Here is a 23,894-nt window from a genome sequence, read left to right as displayed (position 1 = left end):
CAACTCCTAAAACATAAAGCTACCCATATTGGAGCTAACACCGTCAACAACAAGGCGAACGCTATTGCTAGAGCCTTTAATTAAGTTGAGCTTTTTCTTATTACCTTTGATAGTAAATGTAGTGTTGGTGACACTACGAGGTGCTATTGTGATTAACTTGTCATTGATAAATAGCTGCAAATTGTTAGCACCGTTGGACATAAAACCTATGCCATTGATGGTCAAGATCTTAGCTTGAAATGAAGCTTGGGTAATGGTTGGGTTGATTGTAAATTGAGCCGTTGCTTGACCTGTGTTTCCTGCTGCGTCTGTTGCTGTTATTCGTACTATTGCTTGTGGTGTTGTTAAGCTTAACCCAGCAATATTGTTGAGTGTAAAACTACTATCTGTTGCTCCAAAGCTTGCTACTTGAGTAAAACTTTGTCCGCCGTTGAGCGAGAGCAATAAAGCTTGAGAGATAACAGCCCTATTATCAGTGCTTTGCCAGTTGACTTGGATAGGTTGACCTGCCATAACTTGTTGATTTGTCGTTGGTTGGCTTATTGTCACTGTTGGAGCAACATTGTCAACTGCCGATTGAATGCGGAAGTTGTTAGCCGTTATTGCTTGAGACATATTTCCTGCCGCATCCCTAACAATTAGGCGAAGGCGAGCTTGGTTTGTTTCCAGTGTTTGAGGAATTGCAAAATTAAAGCTTTGAGTTGAACCAGGAAGCCCTGTTGCTAGTGTGGTTGTAAAAGTCGCCCCTCCATCGGTTGAAAGCGACAAGTCTTGAGAAGCCACCCCTACATTATCGTTTGACATCCAGCTTATTGCTAAATTGCTGCCACTATTGAAGTTTTCGCCGCCCATTGGAGCAATAAAATTAACTGTTGGGGCTTGAGTGTCGCCCGGGTTTCCTCCACCCATTCCAATAGAGAAATTGCCACTAGCAGAACTACCCCTCCTAGCACCAAGATCCCCTGCCGTCACCCTTATTTGAGCATTATTTGCTACTTGGATATTTGGCACTGTCCAAGTAAATTCCCGCGCATCTGCTGTTAAGTTTTCTGCCCCTGCAATTGTGCTAAAGGTTTGCCCACCGTTGGTTGATAGTTCTACCCTATGATTAGCGAGTGCAAAGCTTTGTGCTGCAACCGTTGTTTGCCACTGGATTCTTACATTTTGTCCCGGTGTAAGCTGTTGATTAGCCAGTGGATTTGTCACTTGCACCGTCGGTGGTTGCCCTATGTTGAAATTGCCTGCAATTACTAAACCTCCTGCAACTGCCTTTGTGAAACATTAAACGTTCAATTGTTTGAATTATAGAACGTGTTGTTATATCAAAAACAATACTACCTATAAACTCACCAATATAAAGTATTCTACCATCTGGTGAAAGTTTAAGATCTTGTATAGTAGACTCAAAAAAGAGGTTAAAAATACTAGTTAATTGATTAGAACGAAAGTCAAACACAGAGATATTAAAAGCATTAAACTGCCCAACATAAAGTAAATTTCCATCAGGGCTAAAAAGCAAAGATGGAATATCAAAATTTGAAGGAACAGGAATATTAAAGCTATTTATGACACTAAAAGAATCTGTATCAATGACAGTAATAGTATCTCTGCTACCATAACAAAGAATATTTCTATCAGGTGAAATAGCTATTTCCATTGGTCTAATTTCTATCAAAAGCTGCAGGTAAATTATTAATATTTCTGATAGACCTTCTAGCTTTAACATCAAAAGTTATAATATTGCTATTTTGTAGGGAAACATAAGCACGATTTCCATCAGAACTAAAAGTATACTTCTAGGGTTTGCAGGCAAAGTAAAAGTAGTAATAGTTTGTAAAGTATTTGGATTAATCAAAGCAACTCTTAAATCATTTAGTAATACCCATAACAAACCATCTGTTCCTATTTTTACATTATTAACCATAACATCATTAAATAAAGTGCCTAATTGCTATCCCTCTTTCTAAATCAAGAACTGTTAAGCCCTTGCCTAAAAATTGCGAAAATGTGCAACAAAAGCTCTTTTTGATCAGAAGTTATTTCTACAATAAATGAGGTTTATTAAAAGGAACTCGTCTTAATTTCTTGTAAGTTTAACGCATTAACTATGAAAATATAGCCATCTGAACTTGCAGAAAGATTGCTATTTACAACTCTATAAATCATAGGAATATCATTAGATTGTTGTGCAAATACAAAAGATTTTGTTAAACAGAGTTAAAAGTAAAATAAATTATTAATTTTAAAATTTTAAGCATTTTGAAAACTCCTTAATAATGAATTAGTAATTAATTATAAGTAGAACCAATACTTACAATTCTTACAGTTAATAGAAAAGAATAGCCTTGAGGATCTATTCCTGTTGCTGATTTATTTCCTGTTTTTAATGATGCACATCCTGGTTCAGCTCTTGTAGATTTGAGTCTATATTTTATTGAATATCCTCCTCCTAGCTAATGGACAAGTTACATAAAGCCATTGTCTATCATGGCACCAATTATCAGGCAATCCCTTGATCGCAAACAGCGCCTTGTCCAGAATCATAATAAGTACCATCAGGTGTTGTGTAACCAGAACTAACACAATCTTGTGGATTTGTTGCACCAACAACACCAGCACCAATGCTAGTGCAAGTTGCCATAAAAGGCTCTTTTCGATCGCAAGCACTGCCAGCACCAGAAAAATTGTCAGGAATGAATTGATTGGTAAGAACTACGTCAAAGTAAATAACAGTGCCGCTTGTAATGTCATCATAAGAATGACTTTCTACGTCGGCACGCACTAACCAATGATATTTTTCTGTGTCTATTGTTGTAAGACTTCGTTTGGGGAATTTTTCTTGTCCTACAAAGGTGGCTCTCAATGTGTAGCTGTAATCATTTTGGGCTTGGCGGATGATGTTTTCACGAAGTTTGTCAGAGGTTTTATCATCTGAGGTAGTATTACTAAAATTAATTCCTTCTAAAAAATTAATAGTTTGGTTGGTATCGCCTTTTAAGTCATTAAATAACACTTCAGGCTCACATAACCCATACTGGCCTGCTAGGTCGCCGTCTGCTGTTCCTGCTGATGATGGCGCGGTTAGTTTCCCTTGGCATACATAACTAGTTGAGCCTTGTGCTTTTCTTAAGTGGTCTACCAATTGGGTTTGTACTCTCTGATACACCTGGTCAACTATGTAATTTCTTATTGGGCCTGATGTTGATAGGGCTATATCTCCACCTGTTGCTAAGGCTATTTCTAATTGGGTGTCTTTTAGCTGCATTGTGGTTTTTGATACTGGGCCTATTATTGCTGCCGAACTTATTATAAAGAAGAAAAACGTTGCAAATAGGATGGCCCATCCTCGCGGACTATGTACTTTTCTAACAACTTTCTTTGCATACTTCTTAAGTTTTTTCACGGTAGATTTTTTAGCTACATTGTTATTGTTGCTCATGATGGTCTCCTATTCGATATTGCGTATAAAAATTGGGTAGGTTTGAGTAATTTTGCGAGCGATGCGTTCATTGCCCTGTATGGGTGGAACTTCACGAGAGAGTGAAACATCTACGGATGAAATATCATTTAGCCAAGAAACTATTGGGCTTATGGGTGTAGGTTGGGTTGTACCATCTTTTAACCGGTAGGTTACGGTTATTGAATCCGTTTCGCCAAGATTAGTTTCTGAGCCACCTTGAACAAAGAAATTGCCGTTGCCATCGGGTAGGATTGTCCCACCATCGTTTCTTATAAGTCTGCTGCCCATTTGATCTTGTTTGATATAGAAACTTGCTACTCTAAGAGGAACTAGGATAGAGCCAATAAGAAATCTTTGTGGAGCATCGGGAGCATTAGAAAGCCCTGGTATAGACTGTCCACAATCACCATTTGTGCAAAGATCATAGTTAAATTCTATAAAACTACGCCCGTTTTGACCTGGAATTACAGTTGAATTGTTAATGCTAGTAAGTCTAACTAATCGTGAACCTGGTTGGAAATTAATTCTTGAGTTTGGAATGTCGTTTCCTCCCTCGCTATATGGAGGAATAGCAACTAATAAAGCTAAATCGCCTGGCTGAAACATATTTGCATTTGGAATCCAAGGAAGCCCCAATAAAGTTTGGTCATCTGGGATATTTGGCGCAACGCCGGGTTGAGTTGGGGTTGGCGTTTCGCGTGGGCCTCTAGGGTTAGGGCTAGAAGCTGGGGTTGGGGTTGGAAAGCCACCTACAGGAACTTTTTGCTGTTGCTCTGTGCCATAGTCGGTATTAACTAAATTTCTCCCAGTTTTATCGTCTTTGCCATCGCCTTTGGTTGGGTCTTGATCATTGTTTCCGCTGTTTGTCGTCGTGCCGACATTTGGAACAGCTACTCTAACTCTACCTGTAGTTCCAGAGCCTATGGAAGCTTCGGCAATTGGCAGCCTTGGGATTTTTGCGTCAGCATAAACAACAGTAAAAGCATCAAAACCATTAACTTTGTAAGGGGTGATAATACCTAGACGAATTGGAGTAATTTTACCTGTAGCATCTGGTAGAACGCCTGCAACAGGAAGTGCAGGGATACTAAAAGCTTGTCCGTTAGAAGTTGCAAGCCCTCGTCCGGGAAGTGTTATTAAGGATTGTTTTAAGGATGATTGAGTGGAAAGCAATGAGCGTTCTACTTGAATAACTCGATCTTGGCGTTTGCTAGTTTTTAGAAATTGTATGTAAACACCTGCGGCAGAGGCCAAAACTACACTGCTAACAACTAAAATAACAACCCCTTCTAATAAGCTAAATCCTTTATTATTAATAAATAAATGTTTTCTCATAATACCCTCTAAAATATTTTATTTGGTGACAACTCCATCAGACTTGGTTGCATATCTGACTCGGACAATATCATTTGTATCTTGCTTAACTACAATTACATAAGATGTGACATCACTTGTAGTTGGAAAGTTCTTTTTTATAAGCCATTGACGGCGAAATTTAGCAATTGTTGAGTTGCTAGGATTTGGAACAGTGGATTTACTACAATCAAGTGTGTTAATAGTGCCTGTGCCTTTGTCAATATCATCAATTGGGTCAATTCCTCTACCATCTTTTCCTTTTGGGTTAGGTGGGTTAGGTGGATTAGGAGATCCTGTAGAGTTTGTAATCAAACAACCTGATTCATTGAGTAGATCAAAATAGCCTGGCATTGGGAAATTAGGGTCGATTGAGCCTATTTGGGTTTGACCATTAGGAATTAATTTAACTTGATTTGGAGTGTCATTAAATAACTCTGTAGTTTTTTGTGATGCAATCGCGCCAACATCAGCAAGTTTTTTAACAAATTGGCCGTTTTTAACACCTGTGATTAGCAATTTGCCTAAATTAATAAAAATTATGACTAGCAAAATTGCTGCAATCATATACTCAATAGCAGAAAAGCCTTTGTGGGTGCGGTTAAGCTTGTTTTTAAGTTTATTAAACATTGTTTATCCCCTAAATAGTTATTTGCCTTTTGATGATGGATTAAAAAGATTTTGTAAGTCGGTGCGAGAACGCCATTGTCCGCCAGAAAATTCTGCTACTTGAAAGTCACCATGTTTATCAACTAATAAAGCTAGTTGGCGGTTTTTGCTAAGAATAAAAATTGCGTGTGCTTCTTTTAATGTGCCTCCAAATCTATCAAAAGAAAAATTAGAGCTAGTGCTAAAACAAAACGGTTGATTAGAAACACAAATCACGGCTTGATTTTGATCACAGCGTGCTTGGCAACTTGAACCATTGTTGTTAGGTGGTTGGGTGGTGACTACTACGCCGCTATGAGGGCGAATATCAGCTTTACTTAAGGAAAAGTTAAGTTTTTCTGGGTCGTTGCTACCACGTTGAGCTTGGCGTTTAATATCAGCAAGTGAATAAGCCATTTCAGCGGCAACTTGTTCAACCTTTATACCTAAAGCAGCACTACCAAAATTAACGGATACGCCTATGAGAACGGAACTAATAATAATAAGTACAATTAGAAGTTCAAGAAGTGTATAGCCTTTTATATTGCTCATAATGTTAGATTTAGCATTCCACATTGTATTTTAAGATAAATAAAAACTAATAATTAAACAAAGGATCTCAAAATTAGTTCAGGTAGTATAACCTATATATTTTGCTAATAAAAGTAGATATCCTTAGTTTATTTTAGTGGAAAGCTATAACAAATATTATGCCTAAGTAGCTTTAGAGTAGGATAAAATTTTTTATTTGTTTAATCTGTTTATTTTCAAGTTATTAAATTTTAGCAACAAATATTAAAAAAACTTTATTGATTAATTAACTGTCATTTTTGGCAGACAATAAATTATTTAACGATGCCAAAAATGACAGACAGCATAAAAATGGCATTTTTACAAAATATTTCCTTATTGAAAACAAGTGTTTAATAAAGTTATAGTTAGCCAAAATTTTTGTTAGGTTAAGGATTATGGCTAAAAATCAAAGTAAAATTTTAGTTACTGGAACCCCTCCATTAACTCAAAACACGGCTGAATTGCTGCAACAAATGATTGAAAAGGCTTTAGATAGTAAGCTTACAGATGAACAAATTAAATTATTTCAAGATAGACTTATAATTGATTGGAAAGAAGCTAAAAAAGAAGTACGAGAATCTATTTTAGAATCAAAAAAAATGTTTCAAGCAATTAAGTCTGAAATAGAAGCTTTACCCTTAGAAAAACGCCCCTTTGCTTGGCGCGAATTTGGTCGGCAACTCTATATACACGCTGAAAGTGAAGGAAAAGAAGATCCGCTTGGACAATTAGTTAGCAATGTCTATCAAGCAAAAAATAAATTATTGGTTAAAGGTAATCCTCCACTCTCTCAACAGGCAGCAGAAAGTTATGTAGAAATGGTGGTGTTTATACAAGGATTAATAAAAAAAACTAAGATTAATTTGACCATAAAAGAAAAAGAAAATTTTGTTAAAGAACTAGAAACAAATTTTATTAATTATTCGCAAGAAATTAAACAAGAAATTAGCCAATCTGACGCTTTATGGTCTCAGTTGCGCTATAATTGGAAGCAGGCTAGCAAGGCAGAGCAAGACAATTTCTGTAAAGAATTACAAGAACATGTAAATAGTAAAGCTGTACAAAATAATAATAAAGTAGAAGAAAAAGTAGTTTCTACTGATAATAATTTGTCAGAAAGTAATGAAGAAAATTCTATAAAAGAAGAAGTGCCGACACCTAAACTTCTACCTCCACAATTTTTAAGTGCAATAAAAAATTTAAGAGCAAAAGCAGGAAAAATTTCTCTTTTTTCATCAAATAAAAAGGCTGATTAATTAATAAATTAATTAAATGTGCTAGGAGAAAGTATGGAAAAAAAAGAATATATGCCTCCAGATAGAATTTTTACTATAACTAAATTTTTATCCCCAGCAGAATGTGATGAATATATTGCTATGAGTGAAAAAATAGGCTATGACATAGCAACAATTAATGCTGTTGGAGGTCATGTCATTCGGCCAGAAGTTCGCAATAATAACCGAGTAATTTTAGATGATATAAAATTAGCAGAAACTATTTGGCAAAAGTTAAAAGCTTTTGTGCCACCTGTATTTGAAGATAGACAAGTGCTAGGGTTAAATGAAAGATTTCGGTTTTATCGCTATACTCCAGGTCAGTATTTTAAGCCGCATTATGACGGTTGTTTTCGTCGTACAAATGGAGAACAAAGCCAACTAACACTAATGGTTTACCTAAATGATGGTTTTGTAGGTGGTGAAACTGGCTTTGATTTACGCTATCCATATTTTGATGTGACTATAGTTCCACAAAAAGGTATGGCATTATGTTTTGACCATTATCTTTTGCATGAAGGCAAAGCTTTAATTAAGGGACAAAAATATGTGCTACGCACAGATATTATGTATAGTGCTGCATAAGTAGTTGAAAATACTTTGTTTAGGAGCAAGTTCTTTTGGATAGTTTTATTATACTTAATATAATTCGGCCAGTTGTTTGGGTGCTTTTTCGGATTCTTTATAAAATAGAAGTTTATGGAATAGAAAATATTCCTACTACTGGCCCGGTAGTTGTCACCCCTAATCATATTTCTTATGTTGATCCATTTCTTGTAGGTGTAGCAATAAAACGACGAATTTTTTTTATGACTTGGGATCAGATGATGCAAATTCCTATTTTAGGCTCTTTAGGTCATTTATTTGGAGCTTTTCCTGTAAAGTTAGATGGGCATGACCGTTTTGCTATAAAAAAAACTCAACAGCATCTTAATAATGGGCAAATAGTAGGAATTTTCCCAGAAGGTGGGCGCACAACAACAGGAAAGCTAGATCCTTTTAAGGTAGGAGCATTTCGGATTGCTTTGCGTTCTGGAGTACCAATAATTCCAGTAACAATTAATGGTGCTTATGATGTTTGGCCTCCTGGTCAAACGCTTCCGCGTTTAACAGGTAAAATAGTAGTTTATTTTCATTCAGCTATTTACCCGCCAAATTGTTCTGGGGCAGAATTAAAAAAATACATTCCAGAAATTTCTGAAAAAGTAAGAAAAAGCATTATTAGCACCTTGGAAGAAAAGCTAATTCCAGACGATGCTAAAACCATTTAATTAAACACAGAAAATAGGATTTGTTTTTAATGATAACTACTGGAAAAATACTGGGACATTATGAAATTGCTACTCAATTGGGCGTAGGTGGAATGGGTGAAGTATATCGGGCAAGAGATTTGCGCCTTGGTCGAGAAGTTGCTATTAAAGTTTTGCCATCATCTTTAGCTAAAAATAGTGAAGCTCTTACCCGTTTTGAGCGTGAAGCCCGCGCTTTAGCTACACTTTCACATCCTAACATTGTTACTGTTTTTGATTTTGGTGTTGAACAAGAAACTTGTTATTATGTTATGGAATTGCTTGTTGGAGAAACTTTACGCTCATATATTTCCCGTAATCGATTTACTATTGAACAAGCTCTTAATTTTGCAATTGTGCTAGCAGAAGGACTAGTAGCAGCACATGCTAAAGGTGTGATACATAGAGACTTAAAGCCAGAAAATATTTTTATTACTAGTAGTGAGCTAGTAAAAATCCTAGATTTTGGACTAGCACGAATTGATAGAAATGTACCCTGTGAAGAACAAGACATGTTGCCAACAATCAAGGCAGAAACAACACCTGGGACAATTATGGGTACAATACCTTATATGTCTCCAGAACAAGTTAGGGGAGAGTTTTTAGATTTACGAACAGATATTTTTTCTTTTGGTTGTGTTTTATATGAAATGTTAGTAGGCACTAGTCCTTTTTCCCGCCCTAATTCAGCAGAAATAATGGCTGCAATTTTGAAAGATAGTACCCCAAAAATTACTGGTTCAAACCCACTGCTTTTTTTAATAAATGATGTTATTTACCGTTGTCTAATGAAAAACCGAGATGAGCGATTCCAATCAATGAGTGAGCTATTAACAGCCTTAAAAGAAATATGTTCAGAACCTAAATCTGCTAGATCAATTCGTGCATCTGGTTCATCACGTTTATTAAGTACAACTACTTCATCCCAAAGTAAATTAAATAGCCGTTCAAGTAAAGCTAAAACACTTACAACAATTGCTATTTTGCCGCTAAAAAATGCTTGTGGTGATGTGGAAATGGAATACTTAAGCGATGGCATTACAGAAAATTTAATAGATAGTCTTGCACAGTTACCAAAGATTAAGGTAATTGCTCGTAGCGTAGTATTTCTTTATAAAGAGCGTCAAAGCAATTTACAGATAATAGGGCAAGAGCTAGATGTTTCTGTGCTTATAACAGGTCGTGTAATGATGCATGGGGAAGTATTAAATGTCAGAATAGAAATGGTTAATGTTGCTGATAATTCTCAAATATATGGAGAACAGTACCGACGCAAGCTTACGGATATTTTTTTAATACAAGAGGAAATTGCTACAGAAATTGCTGAAAAGTTAAAAGTTAAGTTAAGTGGTTCAGAAAAGAAAAAGCTAGCAAAACGCCAAACTAAAAAATAGTGAAGCCTATCAACTTTATCTTAAGGGTCGATTTTACTGGAATAAGCGTAGTCAAGAAGCTATAAAAAAAGCAATTAGTTTTTTTAATCAAGCATTAAATGAGGATCCGCTTTGTGCTAATGCTTATGCAGGGTTAGCTGACTGTTATGCTTTGTTAGGCAATTATGGTGCTGTTCCAGCAGACCAATATTTCCCTAAAGCAAAACAAGCTGCTCTAAAAGCATTAGAAATAGATGAACAATCAGCAGAAGCATATACTTCATTAGGAATGATCAAATATCGTTATGATTGGGATTGGGAAGGAGCAGAAAAGATTTTCTTAGAGCAATAGAGCTTAATCCTTCATATGCTACGGCTCATCAATGGTATGGTTGGTATTTGACTATGTTAGGGCATTTTGATCAAGCAATGGATGAAATGAAAATAGCTCTTAAGCTGGATAGTTTTTCTATACCAATTAATCAAGGTATAGGAATGGTGCTTTTATGTTCTGGTAAAGCAGATGAAGCACTTAAACAATTTCAAGAAACATTAGCAATGGATGAAAATTTCCACCCGCTTTATTTTAGTTTTGGGCTAGTTTATCAACATCAAAGGAGGTTTGATAAGGCAATAGAATCATTTCAGACAGCAATTAAAAAAGCTGGTAATAATCCTGGGTTTATTGCAGCACTTGGAAATGTTTTAGCTATGTCTGGCGATAGAGTTGGAGCAGAACGCATAATTGACGAGCTAAAAGAAATGTCAAAAACTACTTATGTCTCGCCTGCTGCTATGGGTCTTGTTTATATTGGGCTTGAAGAGCCTGAACAAGCTTTAGATTGGTTAGAAAAAGCCTATCCTGAGCGATCAGACTGGTTACTTTGGGTAAAGTCTGATCGACGTTATGAAGCATTAGAAGGACACCCTCGTTTTACTGAGTTACAAAAAAAACTAGGCTTAATTAGCTAAAAACCCATAAAAACTATTTCTTTAATTTATCCTTAAATTGTTTGCGAAACTTCATAACTTTTGGTGCAACTACGCCTAAACAATAGGGTTGATAGGTGTTGTACTTAAAATATTCCTGGTGATAATCCTCAGCCGGATAAAAGCTTGTACTAGGTGATACTTCTGTAACAATTGGATCGTCCCAAATTTTTCTTCTGTTAGTTCTTTAATTACTTGTTGAGCAATTTGTTTTTGTGTTTCATTGTGATAGAAAATTACTGAACGATATTGAGTGCCTGCGTCCATTCCCTGGCGATTTAACGTAGTTGGGTCATGAACAGTAAAGAAAATCTGAAGAACTTCCTTAAATGAAACTACCTTTGGATCAAAAGTTACCTGGACAACTTCGGCATGTCCAGTTGTTCCGCTACAAACTTGCTTATAAGTAGGGTTAAGTGTTGCACCACCTTCATAGCCTGAAATAGCACTTTTTACCCCCATTAATTCTTGAAAAACAGCTTCAACACACCAAAAACAACCGCCGCCCAATGTTGCTACTTCCATTTCGTTTTGTTGACTCATAGATTTATGACCTTGTTGATTAAGTACTAATTAAATTTTGTTTGATTTATTTAACACTAGCATTTTTCTTAACTCATATGGGAGTCTTTTAACCTGATTGTTCGCTGTGATTAAGAGCAAATAATCTTGAATTGATCGCTTTTTGTTATTTGGTTAGACCTCAAAACAAATTTTTTCAAACGCAGAAAAGCTTTTTTTACTTCTAGTTATAAAACAAAATTTTTTAAGTTTTGCTAGCAATTTTATAATTAAAATCCACGCTTGGACAAATACTTGGACAAAAGCTATCATAAAGTTTAATAAAGATTGGGAGTAGAAAAAAATGGAAGAAAATAAATTTGACACAGATTTAGAAGATAGCGATTTAACAGGGCTAGTTTCTAAAAAAGAAGCTGCCAAAATTCTAGACGTTTCAGAAAAAACGCTCCAACGACTCTCTAGCAAAGACAAAATCATTACAGTTTATAAGAAAAAATATCATGGTGGTTATACAGCCTACTTTCCACTTACTGAGTTAGAAAGAATTAAGGCCGCAAGGGAAAATAATGAAGAACTTCCTGTAGTAAAATCATCTGCTTTTCCACCATTAGAAGAACCTCCCCCACAACCACCAACTATAATTTTAGAACAACCTATAGTTGCAGCATCAGCAATAGAGTTAGTAGAAGAGCCTTTTCGCCCTTTACCTATTACATTGGAAGCTAAGGAAATTCTTAAAGAAGAAGCTAAAAGTAGTACAAACACCAAAGAAAGCATTAAAACATCAATATCTGCTGTAGAAGCTGCCGCAAAATTAATTTTGACGGTAGAAGAAGTTTCCATCTTAACTCATATACCTGAAAAGAACTACGTGAGGACTTAAAAAAGGTAAACTGCGAGGTCTATTTAAAGGACATGTGGAAAGTTAAACGCACTGATTTAGAAGAGTATGTACGCTCTATTTATGTTCCTAGACGAACCGACACTATAGAAGAGAGTGGAACAAATGAAATTGATCTAGGGACATTGGAGAAATAGTAATTTTTGGCTAGGAAAAATAAGCAATAAATTTATTTGTTTTTTGAAGAATCAGATTTATTAACTATATTTTTTAAGGCGTTGCTTACTGCATCAGCTAGATCGGCTAAATTGTTAACTTCTTTGCCAGATTTATTAGCCAAATCAGCTAGCGTTAAAAATTTATTTAGAACTTGCGAAGCATTTTCTTTTCTTGCCATTTCCAAATATTGCCATTAGCTATAAACTCTGGTGACTGTGCCAAAATAATGCGAATTGTGTTGCGATTTGGATAATGATTTTGTTGTTGTGAAAGTTTTTCATATAAAGCACGAAAATCTAATCCATTTGGGTTATTGCGAAGGATTTCGCTAAGAGTTTTTCTATAGGACTCACCTTGTTTTAACCTTAAATTTTGTAAACTTTCAGGATCAATATGTCTAGCTTCCTCTAGTTGTACTTGTCTATCTATTTCTCCTAGCTTAATTACTATAGCTTCAGCAAACCATGTTAGGTGTAACTTCCGACCAGATGTTTCCCACTCAAGAATTGTTGTTAAAAATTCTCCAAAAAATCGGTTTTGTTTTATGTCTAACCAAAGAAAATCTTCTTCTCCAGTATCAAAAAAAACACCTTTTACAGCAATAACATTGCTTTTATGACCAACAAATTTTGGATATCTAAACTGTGCTTGAGTAGGAACAGGTAAGTATTTATTATAAATATGAATAGTTCTTAAAACTTGTACTCAACTAATAGATGTATCTAAATGTTTTTCTATAGGAGGGTCAGGAAATTCTATAGTATTGCTATCAGAAATAGACAACTCGTTATTATTTTCTATTACTTCTATGCTCTTAAAGCTAGAGTTATTATTGACTTGCAAGACTCTAAAATGTTTTGGTAAGTCTAATTTAGGTACTAAGCTAGTAGGTAGCCATAAAGATCTTGCTATTTCTGACCAATCAGATCTTTGATATAAACAGCTTTCTAAAATATCAAGAATATTATCTTTTTCGCCAAATTTTTCATTTATATAAACTAGCTTGTCATTTATTTGATGTGTAGTAAGGGGTTTTGCTTGTTTTTGGTGAAGATGTAAGAATTTATCTAAAACTATATTTATTTCTTGTTGAAGTTCTGTTGGTAGCTTAATAATTGGCCTAGCCGTTAACATCAAAGCCTTATCATTTTGGGTAAAGCGAGCATCAGCAGGGCAAAAAACATAAAATTTATTTGAGCTATCAAGTTTACTTAATTCTTCCTCTAAATCCTGACCATTCCACATCCCTTTCCAAAGACGATCTACAAGCAGTTTATTAGCAAGACATTGATTAGATAAATGAAAATGGTTTAATCCATAAATCTCCCAAAACCTAGGATCTTCTCTAAGTCGAACATCTTCGCCGCTGTTCCATATTTCTTCTAAGGCTTCCTGCTCTGTAATGTATAGCGACTTCTAGAAAATTTACTAACTATTTGGTCTAAAAATTTGATTGGCTTGCGTGGATTTAGATAAAAATCTTTGTGTTGGACATATTTCATGGTGTATCTCCTGAAGGTATTCAGCTAATTGAGCCTGGCAGAGCTTCAGCACCAGCAAGGATATCTCGCCCTCGTGGTGTAAGCTGTATACTTGTATAGATACCTTTATCTTTTGAAAGCTGTCTTTCTATTTCCGATATATAACCATCTGCAATTAGACGATCAAAATAATGTTGTAATTTTTCATGGTTTAGAGCATTTTTCAAAACGCCAAAATGCTCTGAACGCCTAGCATAAGCTGGTAATTCATAGGTTTTGCCACCACTTTTTCCAAAACCTTCTCCAAGTAGCATTTTTTTAAGAGTCATTTTTCCATATTGACTATTATGGTCTCGAACAGCTTCTAAAATAGCTATTATGGGTTCAACTTTTAGCGGTTCTGGAGCAACTACCGCACTCATATTCCAAGGCACAGGATAGCTAGACGAACATAAATCACATTTACCGCAACGAGGCGAATTTGTGTCACCTGTTAGGTAATTGATTAAGTAAGCAGCCCGACATTCTCTTGAATTAACACTCATTTCAGCAAACTTAATCATATCTTTTAATCTATTATCAAATTGTTCAAAACGACTTAAAAAATCTGTGGCTATTTTTTTTAATTACATCTTTATTATTTGCATTAATTGAAGCGTTAAAACTACTACCTCTAGCATAAGCTCTAAAAATTAACTCTCCATTTTGTGCTAGTTTAGTTAACAACGCCTCTACAATGTATGGACTAAAGTTTGTTTTTTCAATTAATGGTAATGCTCGATAATAACAACGAACATTAGGCTTAGGCTAAATTCTTTTATAAGAACTTCAAATAATTCTTGTTCTGAGCTTGAGAGTTTATTAAGTATATCATCTAGGTCATTATTTAGTAATATAGTAGCTTCTAAAACAAAATCTTCTTCTCGTTTTATTACCCTCGGCTTGTTCTAAAGCATAGACAATTACTCTTAGTTTAGCTTCTTCAAAATCAAGTTCCCGTCACCATATTTTCAAATGAAGTAAAAACCTTGCCATCACTAGAGCGAACTGCACCATAAAAGTTAGCTGCTAAGATACGTTCAGCTATTTCTGAAATTTCTTCTACTGTAGGAATGCCTTTTTTTAGCTAAAAATCTATGTGTTCTTTGAGTTGCTGATGAATAAATTAAAATAGCATAAGCTTCTTTTCCATCTCGACCGGCGCGGCCTGATTCTTGTACATAAGCTTCTACAGAATTTGGATGATCATAATGGATAACAAATCTAATTTCTTGTTTATCAACACCCATTCCAAAAGCGTTTGTTGCCACTACAACTTGAATTTCACCTTGCATAAAAGTTCTTGGACATATTGACGTGTAGATGTTGGTAAGCCTGCATGATAGGCTTGTGCCGCAATATTGCGACTACGTAAAAATGTAGCAAGTCTTTCTGATTCCCGCCGTGTTGCAACATAAATAACGCCTGCTCCGCCTTTTTCAGAGTTGCTTACTATTTGTTGAGCTAGGCTTATTGTTAAAGCATCTCGGTCTTTTGCTGATGAAGGATGAAAAACACGAAAAACTAAGTTATCTCGTCTAAAATCCCCTGTCATTGTAACAAATGGTAAGCCTCTTTTCCTAACTCTAAGGTTTCTCTATTTCACTGCGAACAGGCGTTGTAGCCGTTGCTGTTAATGCTTGAATAGCAATATTTTAGTTGCTGGCAAAAGTGTAGCGATTTCAAAAATCAGGGCGAAAATCATGCTCCCAAGAAATACAATGCGCTTCATCAACTACAAGCTGAACTATTGGAAGTTCAGCTAAAAACATTCTAAAACGTGGGTCACGAAGTCTTTCAGGCGATACATATAAAATACGTAAGCGTTTATTTTTCGCCTCGGCTAAAACTTTCTTGTTCCATAGAAGTCATACCACTAACCAAACAGTTAACATATTTTACTTCTGCCTCATAGGCGTAATTTCTGAACTTGGTCACGAATTAATGCAATTAATGGTGATATTACTAGGGTAAGACCTGGGCGCACTAAAGCAGGCAACTGAAAAGTTAAACTTTTCCTGCACCTGTAGGGAAATAGACCTAGCAAGTCATTACCAGTTAAAACAGCGCGAACAATATCTAATTGATTTTTCTAAAACTATCAAAGCCCCAAACGCTTTTTAAGACTGCCAAAAGATGTGGCAAGACTTCTTTATCAAATTCAGAGTCAGAAAAAGTAGCTTTTTTAAGTGTATGTTCGGCTAATATGCGTTCTATTTCGTGTATTGCAACTGGTGGTAGTAGCGATTCATTAAAAGGCTCACCCATCCAATCACAAACGCGCTTGTACATATCTAAATCAGATTCATAACCAACCATTGGATCTGGCAATGAGTTAAGTACATCTGGGCGATAAGTTGCACCTCTAAGCCGTTTATCTAGAAAAATTACAACCCCGCGATCAGATTTTGACCTAATCAACCGTCCAAAGCCTTGCTTAAAAGTAAAAATAGTTTTAGGAAGAAAATAATCATAAAAACCATTTCCTCCGGCTCTTTCAACCGCATTCATTCTGGCAGATTCCAAGGGGTCGCCTAGAGATGGAAAAGGCATTTTGCTCATAAAAACAAAAGAGAGTGAGCGTCCTGGCATCTACACCTTCCCATAAAGATCTTACTCCAAACAAGCTAACTTCTTCACGTTTTTCAAATTCTTCTCGAAGTTTTGCTAAAGCACCTTCGCCTTGGCAAAGTATTGGGTAGCCCTTTTGATGTAGTGTTGAGCCTATTTGCTCATAAACCATTCTCATTCTTGATCGTGCAGTAAATAAGCCTAAAGTACGACCTCGAAAGTATGGAATAAATCTTAGTAATTCAGCAGCAACAGCTTGAGGAAATTCTTTTTTTAATGCCTCATCTCGCGGTGTTGGTAAATGTGCTGGCAACATAAGCAGGGCATTTTGTTTATAATCAAACACATGCGGCAAGATTTCTGTAACAACTTTGGTTTTTTGTAAACGCTCTAGTCCATTACGCCTTAAGAAAAACCCAAACTCATCTCCATGAGTTGCTAAAGTAGCAGAACAAAACACGGCTGCATCTAGCCTTGACCATAACCTATCATGCAGCAACGCGCTTACATCTATGGGTAAGCCTTCTAAAGTCCAAAACAATTTATTTTGTCTATCTGGTTCAAGCTTAATTACTCTAACGTAAGTTGTAGCTTCATAAAATTTCCAAAACCAATTTAATATTTTTTTAGCATCAAAAAGATCCATTGCCAAACTATAAGCAAGTCTAGCAACACGTTGACTGTTTCGATTGCTAGCTTTATAAGTTTGTTCAAAAACTATTTTAGCTAGATCCGTTAAAGCTGTAGAAAGTTTGTCCAATGTGTCAAGCAAAGCTATAGCAGACTCTCTTAAAGCAGGGCCGCCGGACGCGCTTAAGGATGAAGACCTTAGCTCTAAACTAACTCCAAAACGGGCGCGTTCAGCAGTTGAAACAACCGTATTAGCCCCAACAAATGTTTGAAGCCTTGTTGAAATATTATCAATATGTAGATTGCTTTCAAATAATGCTTGAGTAGTTTTTTTTAAGATTTCATTTTCTGCTGAAATGCCTATTTTACGAGCATTTGCTAAAAGTCCTGTGCGGCGTTTTTCATCATAAATAGCATAAATTAATCGGCGTAAATACTTTTCGCTAATTTCTTGTTTTAAAACAGAAGTTGCTGCATCTTCTAAATTATGTGATTCATCGCAGATAACAAAAGGAAATCAGTTCTGGCAGGCGGTCATCTTCAGTCATCACCGCTTGAGCAAGCAACAAGCTATGATTGACCACGATTATATCAGCACGAGAGGCATTTTCTTTTGCTCTGTCATAAAAATCTAATTTATTGCTTGTTTATCTGCTTGACTTGCACCTTTAGCCGACACATTGTTTTGAATAATAAACGGCTCGCCTTGGCTATCAAGATATTCATCCAGGCTTTCTAAAGTAAACCAAGTCGTTTCTAAATCACCAGTTGGGCTATCAATAGCTAGTGAAGTTAGTAGCGATAATGTCCAGCCACGCGCACGCGATAAAAAATCTTCTTCTACAGCATCCAGCAATTCTTCTTGTAATTTATTGATACTTAAATAGTTGCCACGACCTTTAAGAGTTACAGCCGTTAGATTTGGCATTAATTCTTGTAAAAAGGCTATATCTTTTTCTACTAATTGATTCTGTAGTATTTTAGTATAAGTTGATACAACTACAGCTTGGCTTTGGCTATGTGCTTGAAGTGCCGCAGGGATAAGATAGCCAAGGCTTTTTCCTGTTCCCGTGCCAGCTTCTACAACAGCAAATTGCTTTGTACGAAAAGCATCTGCGGCCAAGTGTGAAAAGCGTTTTTGAGAAGCGCGGCTATCACGTCCACGCGCTAGCATTTCGTCAAAAATTGCGTCAACTGCTTTGGTTTCTGCACCAATACCGCTAGCTTTGTTTTTTGCTGGTAGCAAAGGCAGTTGAGCCTTGCCTAACTGAGCTAGCACATTGTCTAAATCTAAAGGTTGTTTAGGTTTGTCTAGCAAATCGGCCCAAGGTTCATTTGCTTTATGTAAAAGCTCATAAATTAAAACTCCGGCTGGGTGGTTGTTAGTTTCTGCTAGCAGCCCTGAAACAACACCACAAAGCATTGCTACATCGACATCCGCACGATGCGCACCTTCCTGATATGAATTGTAAAGTTGTGCTAAATCTTCATTAGTATGGCGTTGACCTGGTTTTGGTGAAATATTCGTGCTAGCGGCAAAGTGTCAAGAAAAACTAAATCTTTAGGCAATTCTATGTTTAATCTAGCAGCAATATTAAGTAAAACAACCCTATCAAAAGCAAAACAATTATGTGCAATTAATGGATAGCCTTGAGTGCGCTTAAAAATTTCTTCTAAAGCTTCTTTTGGTTTGGTGCATTGCAAACATCTTTATCTTCAATTGTTGTAAGCTCAGTAATTAGTTGAGGAATATCAACACTTGGTTTTACAAATGTTTGCCAGCTTTCAACTTGTTTGTTGTTTTCATAGCGGGCATAGGCGATTTCTATAATTTCCGTTTCTTCGCTTTCTGCGTCTTTGCCAAGGGTTTCTAGGTCAAAGACTACATAGCAGCCGTGTTTCAAAGATGACGAGGTTTTTAATAGGGCTGGTTGTTCTACTTCAATTGCTTGAGCGCGGATTTTTAATTGCCAATGTCCGCCGCCATCAACCTCAAAGCGGTCTGGATGTCTAACAAGTAATTCTTCTAAGTTTTTTCGAGATATTGGACGACCTAATTTTTTGCTATTTCCAGTTCTAAAACTTCAAGTTGCAACCCACTAGCAGAATCAGTTAGCACTTGGCCTAGCATTTCTAATATTTTTTTTCGTCCACTGATGAAAAATTATTTCCTTAATTAAAAATATTATTTTGGACTTGCTGCTTGTAATATAAAATCTATTGCTCCTAGTAGTTTTGAGAGTGCTGTAACTGTATATCCATCAATATTTTTTGTAAAAAGTTGTGTCAATTAATTTACCAAATTTCCATAATTCTCCATCTGTTACTATTCCATACACAGGCAATAAATTATCTTCATTGATTTTTTGTGCTGCTACCAATTCTGCTAAACATTGCCCCAAAACCTTGTTCAAAATCATTCTTTTTAGCTTCTACAATTACTATTAATGGGGTATCTAAGACAGTTTTTCCTAAAGGAGATTTAGTAGCAATCATATAGTCAGGTGTACCACTTAATTTATCTGTATAGGTAATATATTTTTGAATCCAAAAAGAATATTTTTTCAATATTTTTATAAACTTCCAGAAAAATAGGTGTGACAATTAATTCTGTACATGACTTCCTGAAGTATAAACATCAATATTCTCTAAATTAAATTTTATATCTTCTAAGAAAGCTTGGGAGGCTTCAAAGGGCTGAATTTGAATAAAATTTTCTTCTTGGTATTTGATACCAAATTCTTTGTATTTGTGAAATAGTTTTATAATCGCTAAAAGCCATAAATCCTCCAATAACTTTTAATTAAAAAACTATGCCATCATAAATATCTTGCAAGGACAAATTACAGCCAATGCTATTTAATGTAAGGGTTACGGCTAGACCTGATATATCAAAGCTCTGCCATTCTCCATTGTCTTGTTTAACATAATGGGTAATTTGTGGCCTAACTTGAGAAACAAGCACGTATTCTTGCAGCGTTTCCATTGCTCTATAAGCTTGAAGTTTGCGCCCTCGATCCGCTACTTCGGTGCTTAAAGAAAGCACTTCAAAAATAACTGTAGGGTTAGCTAGTGTATCTATATCGGATATTTTCTCAAAAGCCATATCTCCACAAGCAACACTGATATCAGGATAACGATAAGGGGGAAAAGCTGGAGTATTAATAGCTATTTCGCTTGTAAAAACTTTGCATCTTCTACCTTTAAGTTGGCTGTAAAGCTCACCAAAGATATTTCCGCCAATCTGTGCATGCTCTTTAGTTCCGCCACTCATGCAAACAATATCGCCGTCCCAATATTCATAGCGGGCATGACCGACTTTTTCCAAAGCAAAGTATTCTTCAAGTGTGTAGTAATGTTTTGGATTTGCTGACATAAATTTTCACCCTTCTATTTCAATATTTAATAACTCGCGTAATGTGCTAAAAATTTCTTGAGTTGTTTTAGCCACTCTTTTCGCATTCTGGATAATTATCACCTAATTTTTGTTGTGTATCAGCAATAGTTTTACTAAAGAACATTTCCGCTATGTTTAAAACTTTGGCTACTTTTTCTAAGGTTTCTTGAGAAATAAACTTACCTTGTTCTTCTACAAGTAAAGGGCTGTTTTTATCGCTAGCCCATTCTTCAATTAATTCTTCAGGTGTGCGATTAGTGATTTTAGCTAAACCTTCTAGCATCAACCAAGTATCTATATTTATTTCAACATGGACGCTAAAATGTCGTTTGAACCGGCTCTTGAGGCACAATTTTATATTTATCCCACAAGCCATTTATTTAGCGTTTGACCAGACAAATTTTTTGTGAATTATTTTAATAAATTTTCTGCTTCAGCATAGTTGTAAATATAAATTCTGGCGTTCCATTCCCGCCCCTAAGCTTCACCCATTATTTCTTGAAAATATTTCATAACCAAATCTTTAGTTTCTTGTGGACTTTATCAAATCGTTCCAAGACCCGTCTAAGTTCAATGTCTGTTAGGCCAAATAAATGTGCTATTTCTGCATCAATTAAGCATTTTATTTCGTGTCGTTTATCTTCTTGAAAAACAGGCATTTTATCTTGCAGCAATGGTTTTAAGTCTGCAAAGCGTTCATCTGTGGTTATAAGCGATGCTACAAGTGATGCAACTCTTTCAACGTCCTGTTTTGGTGGTCGGAATAGGAAGTTGAGTAAGCATAAATTTTTTAATATTGTTGCTTCTAGCAATTTGTCTAACCCGCCATTCAATAACAAAACTATTAAGTATTGCTACAAGAAAGACGTTCAGCATTATTCCTGTAACCAGAAAGCTAATAAGTTTATCCCTGTAGCATAACCATAGAGTAAAACGCTGCACAACATACGGCGAGCTAATAATGTTCCTGCTACATCAGCACAAGCAATACGATATTGTCTGTTTGGCTCAGTTTGACGACGGAAAGCGACACGTTTTTCTATTTGTTCAGGCTGAACCACTTCATATTGTTCAATACTTTTTCCTTCCAGTAGTGGAATTGCTCCACCTCGTTCAAAATGTTCTTTATCGTTTCCCATGTGGAAATCATAAGAAACCGTTTGTGTATACCAAAAGCGTAATCGTAATCAAAGGGTGAGAATAAGCTTTTCTAGTAAGGATAGGTCTATGTTATCCCTAATATTGGGAATGGCTAATAACTTCTGGACTCATCTTTTTCACTAAATCTGTAGATAAAGATAACGGTTGTAAGGCCAATTAAATAAGGTTTCAGCTTGGATTAAACCTTCTAAAATGTTTAACTGTTTCTGTTCTTTTACTTTTGGAAAATTACTACTGTAAAAGCTTGTGAGCCGGAAAAACATTATTAGCTTCATCAAAAGAAATAAATGTACCTGCTTTACCTTCTGAAAATATCCATTCTTTAAGGACAAAACCACCTTCATCAGCAATTATTCCGCTTGGTATAACTAAACTCATTGAACCATTTAATTTTGTAAGCTTCCAAGAAACTTCTGTTGCTAGTCGCCATTTGTTACGATCTCGCCCGCCTTGTTGGTATTGATATTGATAGTTTGAGCTAACCCATTCTTTCCAAACATCTATAGATTCACGGTAATGTTTATAAGCTATGTCAACTTCCTTGTTTGTCTTGATTAAGCTTTTGAATTGAAATATCTGTAACTCCAATTGAGCGCGAAAATTCATTGTCATTAAATTTAATTGCTTCCCAAGGTGGATTGCCTATAACAACATCAAAACCAGGGTTTTCTTTAAGCGTTCCATCATCATTAAAAAATACTTCTGGAAATTCTAGCTCCCAACAAAATGGCAATAACTCTTCGGTAAATTTATCTAAAATAGGTGCTACATTTTCTTGCACAAGCTTTTCTAAAATCGGGGTTTTTATGTCTTGAATTTGCTTAAAGATTTTGGCTAGCTCTTCATAAGCTTTTTCATCGTTGGGAATTAATCGCGCTTTGCGGCGAAGTTGAATGAGTTTTGCAAGCTCTTTACCTTGATCTTTGGCTAGTTGCTGTCTGTCGCTTGGTCTTGTAGGCGAAATTAACGCATTGCCTAACTTAAGATTTAAGTTAAAAAATGATGGGAAACGCTCACCTTGTTTTAAGTAGCGCATTGATGATAAGGCAAAGGTCTGGCAGGCTATACAAACGGCTTTGCGGTCAATGTCTACGCCGTAAAGCATTTGGCGTAAAATATGTAGTTCCCAAGCCCCTACGCCGTCTTCATCCATTCGCCCACCTTTAGCGGCAAGGAATGGATAGTTTTTAGCTACTTCACTGTAAAAATCTGGTAGCTTGCTTTTACACTCATTAACATATCTACAAAGCTTAAAATATTGCGTAGATTCAGCTAAATAATCAAAAGCAGCACGCAAAAACGGTGCGCTACCCATTGTTGGGTCACAAATGGACATATGGACAATTGAATAAAAAGTTTGTCTAGCTGTAGCCAAATCTTTGTCCTCAACTGCTATTCGCAATTGCTCGATACGACTCATCAAAAATTGGCTTAACGGGTTTGCTCTACCATATAGCGACAAAGCCGCGCGTCCGTGTAATATGCACCTAATTCTTTACGCTGACGTTTGCTTTCACCAACAGCGATTTCAAAACTTTTATCTTTTTCATTGTAGGCTAGCTGTACTGCTGTACTAAGTGATGATTCGTAGTAATCTTGTAGGGTTTGAGGGCGAAGATCTTCATAGCGAAATTCCCAATGTGCTTTAATATCTTCTTTATCACTAATACGAACCAAAAATCTTGTATAAGTGCCGAACTTAAAGAAGTAGTATTACTAAGCAAAACTTTTTCTATTTCTTGTGCTGCTTTACCTAAATCTGCTAGGTAGAAATCTCCGCCTAATGTTTGACTACGTTTTTCTTCTTCTTCAATAATTGTTTCTGAACCTAGTTGTCCATCTATTAAAGAAAAAAAATCTAGTTGTTTGTCATCACCTTTAGCTTTTTTCCTTGCATCAGAAAGATTAATTTTTATTGATTTACCAAATACTATTTTTACTACTTCAAGTTCTAAATCTGTAAAATTAGCAACACTTGCCGCATTATTACTAAAAAGAGTTCCTTGTTTGCTAGCTATATTAGAAAGGTTTACTTGTTTATGAGAAACTCCACTACGTTGAACAATTTCTTTG

At 35.8% G+C, this 23,894-nt stretch carries 32 protein-coding genes and 2 pseudogenes; 8 read left to right on the top strand and 26 right to left on the bottom strand.

What is annotated here, in order from left to right; all coding sequences use genetic code 11:
* Positions 1-6 precede the first annotated feature (6 nt).
* The 7 genes from IPK14_15730 to IPK14_15700 all read right to left on the bottom strand — a co-directional run bounded on the left by IPK14_15730 (position 7) and on the right by IPK14_15700 (position 6,013).
* Positions 7-1,206, bottom strand: coding sequence for a hypothetical protein (locus tag IPK14_15730; protein MBK7994770.1), 1,200 nt, complete (start codon positions 1,204-1,206; stop codon positions 7-9).
* Positions 1,187-1,726 carry a hypothetical protein gene (locus tag IPK14_15725; GenBank protein MBK7994769.1) on the bottom strand — a complete coding sequence of 180 codons (540 nt, stop codon included), beginning with the start codon at positions 1,724-1,726 and terminating at the stop codon, positions 1,187-1,189. The genes IPK14_15730 and IPK14_15725 overlap by 20 nt, the downstream gene beginning before the upstream one ends.
* A gap of 6 nt (positions 1,727-1,732) precedes the next feature.
* On the bottom strand, positions 1,733-1,924 hold the full coding sequence (locus IPK14_15720) for a hypothetical protein (protein ID MBK7994768.1): 192 nt from the start codon (positions 1,922-1,924) through the stop codon (positions 1,733-1,735).
* A gap of 576 nt (positions 1,925-2,500) precedes the next feature.
* Positions 2,501-3,439, bottom strand: a complete 939-nt coding sequence (locus IPK14_15715; GenBank protein ID MBK7994767.1) for a hypothetical protein — start codon at positions 3,437-3,439, stop codon at positions 2,501-2,503.
* 9 nt (positions 3,440-3,448) lie between these two features.
* Positions 3,449-4,795: a hypothetical protein gene (locus IPK14_15710; protein ID MBK7994766.1), complete on the bottom strand. Its 1,347-nt coding sequence runs from the start codon at positions 4,793-4,795 to the stop codon at positions 3,449-3,451.
* 18 nt (positions 4,796-4,813) lie between these two features.
* Positions 4,814-5,443, bottom strand: coding sequence for a hypothetical protein (locus IPK14_15705; GenBank protein ID MBK7994765.1), 630 nt, complete (start codon positions 5,441-5,443; stop codon positions 4,814-4,816).
* Positions 5,444-5,461: 18 nt separating this feature from the next.
* Entirely contained in the window at positions 5,462-6,013 is a 552-nt protein-coding gene (locus IPK14_15700; GenBank protein ID MBK7994764.1) for a prepilin-type N-terminal cleavage/methylation domain-containing protein, read from the bottom strand.
* A 416-nt stretch (positions 6,014-6,429) separates the two neighbouring features.
* Here IPK14_15700 and IPK14_15695 point away from each other — a divergent pair, with 416 nt between their 5' ends.
* From IPK14_15695 to IPK14_15670, 6 genes are all read left to right on the top strand, one after another.
* On the top strand, positions 6,430-7,290 hold the full coding sequence (locus IPK14_15695) for a hypothetical protein (protein MBK7994763.1): 861 nt from the start codon (positions 6,430-6,432) through the stop codon (positions 7,288-7,290).
* A 51-nt stretch (positions 7,291-7,341) separates the two neighbouring features.
* On the top strand, positions 7,342-7,893 hold the full coding sequence (locus tag IPK14_15690; GenBank protein ID MBK7994762.1) for a 2OG-Fe(II) oxygenase: 552 nt from the start codon (positions 7,342-7,344) through the stop codon (positions 7,891-7,893).
* Positions 7,894-7,928: 35 nt separating this feature from the next.
* On the top strand, positions 7,929-8,579 hold the full coding sequence (locus IPK14_15685; protein MBK7994761.1) for a 1-acyl-sn-glycerol-3-phosphate acyltransferase: 651 nt from the start codon (positions 7,929-7,931) through the stop codon (positions 8,577-8,579).
* A 29-nt stretch (positions 8,580-8,608) separates the two neighbouring features.
* The gene (locus tag IPK14_15680; GenBank protein MBK7994760.1) at positions 8,609-9,991 is read left to right on the top strand and encodes a protein kinase; all 1,383 of its coding nucleotides are present in this window, start codon (positions 8,609-8,611) and stop codon (positions 9,989-9,991) included.
* 151 nt (positions 9,992-10,142) lie between these two features.
* Positions 10,143-10,322, top strand: a complete 180-nt coding sequence (locus IPK14_15675; protein MBK7994759.1) for a hypothetical protein — start codon at positions 10,143-10,145, stop codon at positions 10,320-10,322.
* Positions 10,286-10,942, top strand: coding sequence for a tetratricopeptide repeat protein (locus tag IPK14_15670; GenBank protein ID MBK7994758.1), 657 nt, complete (start codon positions 10,286-10,288; stop codon positions 10,940-10,942). Before IPK14_15675 ends, IPK14_15670 begins: the two co-directional genes overlap by 37 nt.
* 13 nt (positions 10,943-10,955) lie before the next feature.
* Here IPK14_15670 and msrA read toward each other — a convergent pair.
* Positions 10,956-11,503 (bottom strand): annotated as a pseudogene (gene msrA, locus IPK14_15665) (peptide-methionine (S)-S-oxide reductase MsrA).
* A 322-nt stretch (positions 11,504-11,825) separates the two neighbouring features.
* Between msrA and IPK14_15660 the strand changes: the two are divergent.
* Positions 11,826-12,365: a helix-turn-helix domain-containing protein gene (locus tag IPK14_15660; protein ID MBK7994757.1), complete on the top strand. Its 540-nt coding sequence runs from the start codon at positions 11,826-11,828 to the stop codon at positions 12,363-12,365.
* A 187-nt stretch (positions 12,366-12,552) separates the two neighbouring features.
* On the opposite strand, the gene IPK14_15655 is transcribed toward IPK14_15660, so the two are convergent.
* The 7 genes from IPK14_15655 to IPK14_15625 all read right to left on the bottom strand — a co-directional run bounded on the left by IPK14_15655 (position 12,553) and on the right by IPK14_15625 (position 17,405).
* Positions 12,553-12,720, bottom strand: coding sequence for a hypothetical protein (locus IPK14_15655; GenBank protein ID MBK7994756.1), 168 nt, complete (start codon positions 12,718-12,720; stop codon positions 12,553-12,555).
* A 527-nt stretch (positions 12,721-13,247) separates the two neighbouring features.
* A complete protein-coding gene (locus tag IPK14_15650) occupies positions 13,248-13,787 on the bottom strand; it encodes a hypothetical protein (protein ID MBK7994755.1) in 540 nt (179 codons plus the stop codon).
* A 277-nt stretch (positions 13,788-14,064) separates the two neighbouring features.
* Positions 14,065-14,586 (bottom strand): hypothetical protein, encoded by a 522-nt coding sequence (locus tag IPK14_15645; protein MBK7994754.1) that lies wholly within the window; start codon positions 14,584-14,586, stop codon positions 14,065-14,067.
* A 516-nt stretch (positions 14,587-15,102) separates the two neighbouring features.
* Entirely contained in the window at positions 15,103-15,357 is a 255-nt protein-coding gene (locus IPK14_15640) for a hypothetical protein (GenBank protein ID MBK7994753.1), read from the bottom strand.
* On the bottom strand, positions 15,333-15,617 hold the full coding sequence (locus tag IPK14_15635; protein MBK7994752.1) for a hypothetical protein: 285 nt from the start codon (positions 15,615-15,617) through the stop codon (positions 15,333-15,335). Before IPK14_15635 ends, IPK14_15640 begins: the two co-directional genes overlap by 25 nt.
* Before the next feature lie 524 nt (positions 15,618-16,141).
* A complete protein-coding gene (locus IPK14_15630; protein MBK7994751.1) occupies positions 16,142-16,615 on the bottom strand; it encodes a hypothetical protein in 474 nt (157 codons plus the stop codon).
* Positions 16,560-17,405, bottom strand: coding sequence for a hypothetical protein (locus IPK14_15625; GenBank protein MBK7994750.1), 846 nt, complete (start codon positions 17,403-17,405; stop codon positions 16,560-16,562). The genes IPK14_15630 and IPK14_15625 overlap by 56 nt, the downstream gene beginning before the upstream one ends.
* Here IPK14_15625 and IPK14_15620 point away from each other — a divergent pair.
* Positions 17,395-17,535, top strand: coding sequence for a hypothetical protein (locus tag IPK14_15620; protein ID MBK7994749.1), 141 nt, complete (start codon positions 17,395-17,397; stop codon positions 17,533-17,535). The genes IPK14_15625 and IPK14_15620 overlap by 11 nt on opposite strands.
* 359 nt (positions 17,536-17,894) lie before the next feature.
* On the opposite strand, the gene IPK14_15615 is transcribed toward IPK14_15620, so the two are convergent.
* The 11 genes and pseudogenes from IPK14_15615 to IPK14_15565 form a co-directional block, all read right to left on the bottom strand.
* The gene (locus IPK14_15615) at positions 17,895-18,686 is read right to left on the bottom strand and encodes a hypothetical protein (protein ID MBK7994748.1); all 792 of its coding nucleotides are present in this window, start codon (positions 18,684-18,686) and stop codon (positions 17,895-17,897) included.
* Positions 18,687-18,742: 56 nt separating this feature from the next.
* Positions 18,743-18,967: a hypothetical protein gene (locus tag IPK14_15610; GenBank protein ID MBK7994747.1), complete on the bottom strand. Its 225-nt coding sequence runs from the start codon at positions 18,965-18,967 to the stop codon at positions 18,743-18,745.
* The gene (locus IPK14_15605) at positions 18,937-19,167 is read right to left on the bottom strand and encodes a hypothetical protein (GenBank protein ID MBK7994746.1); all 231 of its coding nucleotides are present in this window, start codon (positions 19,165-19,167) and stop codon (positions 18,937-18,939) included. The genes IPK14_15610 and IPK14_15605 overlap by 31 nt, the downstream gene beginning before the upstream one ends.
* 281 nt (positions 19,168-19,448) lie before the next feature.
* Positions 19,449-20,045: pseudogene (locus IPK14_15600) on the bottom strand (hypothetical protein).
* 21 nt (positions 20,046-20,066) lie between these two features.
* The gene (locus tag IPK14_15595) at positions 20,067-20,639 is read right to left on the bottom strand and encodes a Uma2 family endonuclease (protein MBK7994745.1); all 573 of its coding nucleotides are present in this window, start codon (positions 20,637-20,639) and stop codon (positions 20,067-20,069) included.
* Between the two features lie 67 nt (positions 20,640-20,706).
* The gene (locus IPK14_15590) at positions 20,707-21,012 is read right to left on the bottom strand and encodes a hypothetical protein (protein MBK7994744.1); all 306 of its coding nucleotides are present in this window, start codon (positions 21,010-21,012) and stop codon (positions 20,707-20,709) included.
* A 157-nt stretch (positions 21,013-21,169) separates the two neighbouring features.
* Complete coding sequence (locus IPK14_15585; GenBank protein MBK7994743.1) at positions 21,170-21,493, bottom strand: hypothetical protein; 324 nt, start codon at positions 21,491-21,493, stop codon at positions 21,170-21,172.
* 42 nt (positions 21,494-21,535) lie between these two features.
* Positions 21,536-21,799 carry a hypothetical protein gene (locus IPK14_15580; GenBank protein MBK7994742.1) on the bottom strand — a complete coding sequence of 88 codons (264 nt, stop codon included), beginning with the start codon at positions 21,797-21,799 and terminating at the stop codon, positions 21,536-21,538.
* A 253-nt stretch (positions 21,800-22,052) separates the two neighbouring features.
* Positions 22,053-22,433 carry a hypothetical protein gene (locus tag IPK14_15575; protein ID MBK7994741.1) on the bottom strand — a complete coding sequence of 127 codons (381 nt, stop codon included), beginning with the start codon at positions 22,431-22,433 and terminating at the stop codon, positions 22,053-22,055.
* Positions 22,354-23,241 carry a hypothetical protein gene (locus tag IPK14_15570; protein MBK7994740.1) on the bottom strand — a complete coding sequence of 296 codons (888 nt, stop codon included), beginning with the start codon at positions 23,239-23,241 and terminating at the stop codon, positions 22,354-22,356. The genes IPK14_15575 and IPK14_15570 overlap by 80 nt, the downstream gene beginning before the upstream one ends.
* Positions 23,242-23,377: 136 nt before the next feature.
* Positions 23,378-23,894, bottom strand: a 517-nt coding sequence (locus tag IPK14_15565) for a hypothetical protein (protein MBK7994739.1), incomplete at its 5' end; no start/stop codon positions are given.

The sequence above is a fragment of the Blastocatellia bacterium genome (genome assembly GCA_016713405.1).
Lineage (GTDB): Bacteria > Acidobacteriota > Blastocatellia > Chloracidobacteriales > JADJPF01 > JADJPF01.
The sequence above is the reverse complement of the archived record's forward strand: the minus strand, read 5'-3'. Positions and strand labels throughout refer to the sequence as shown.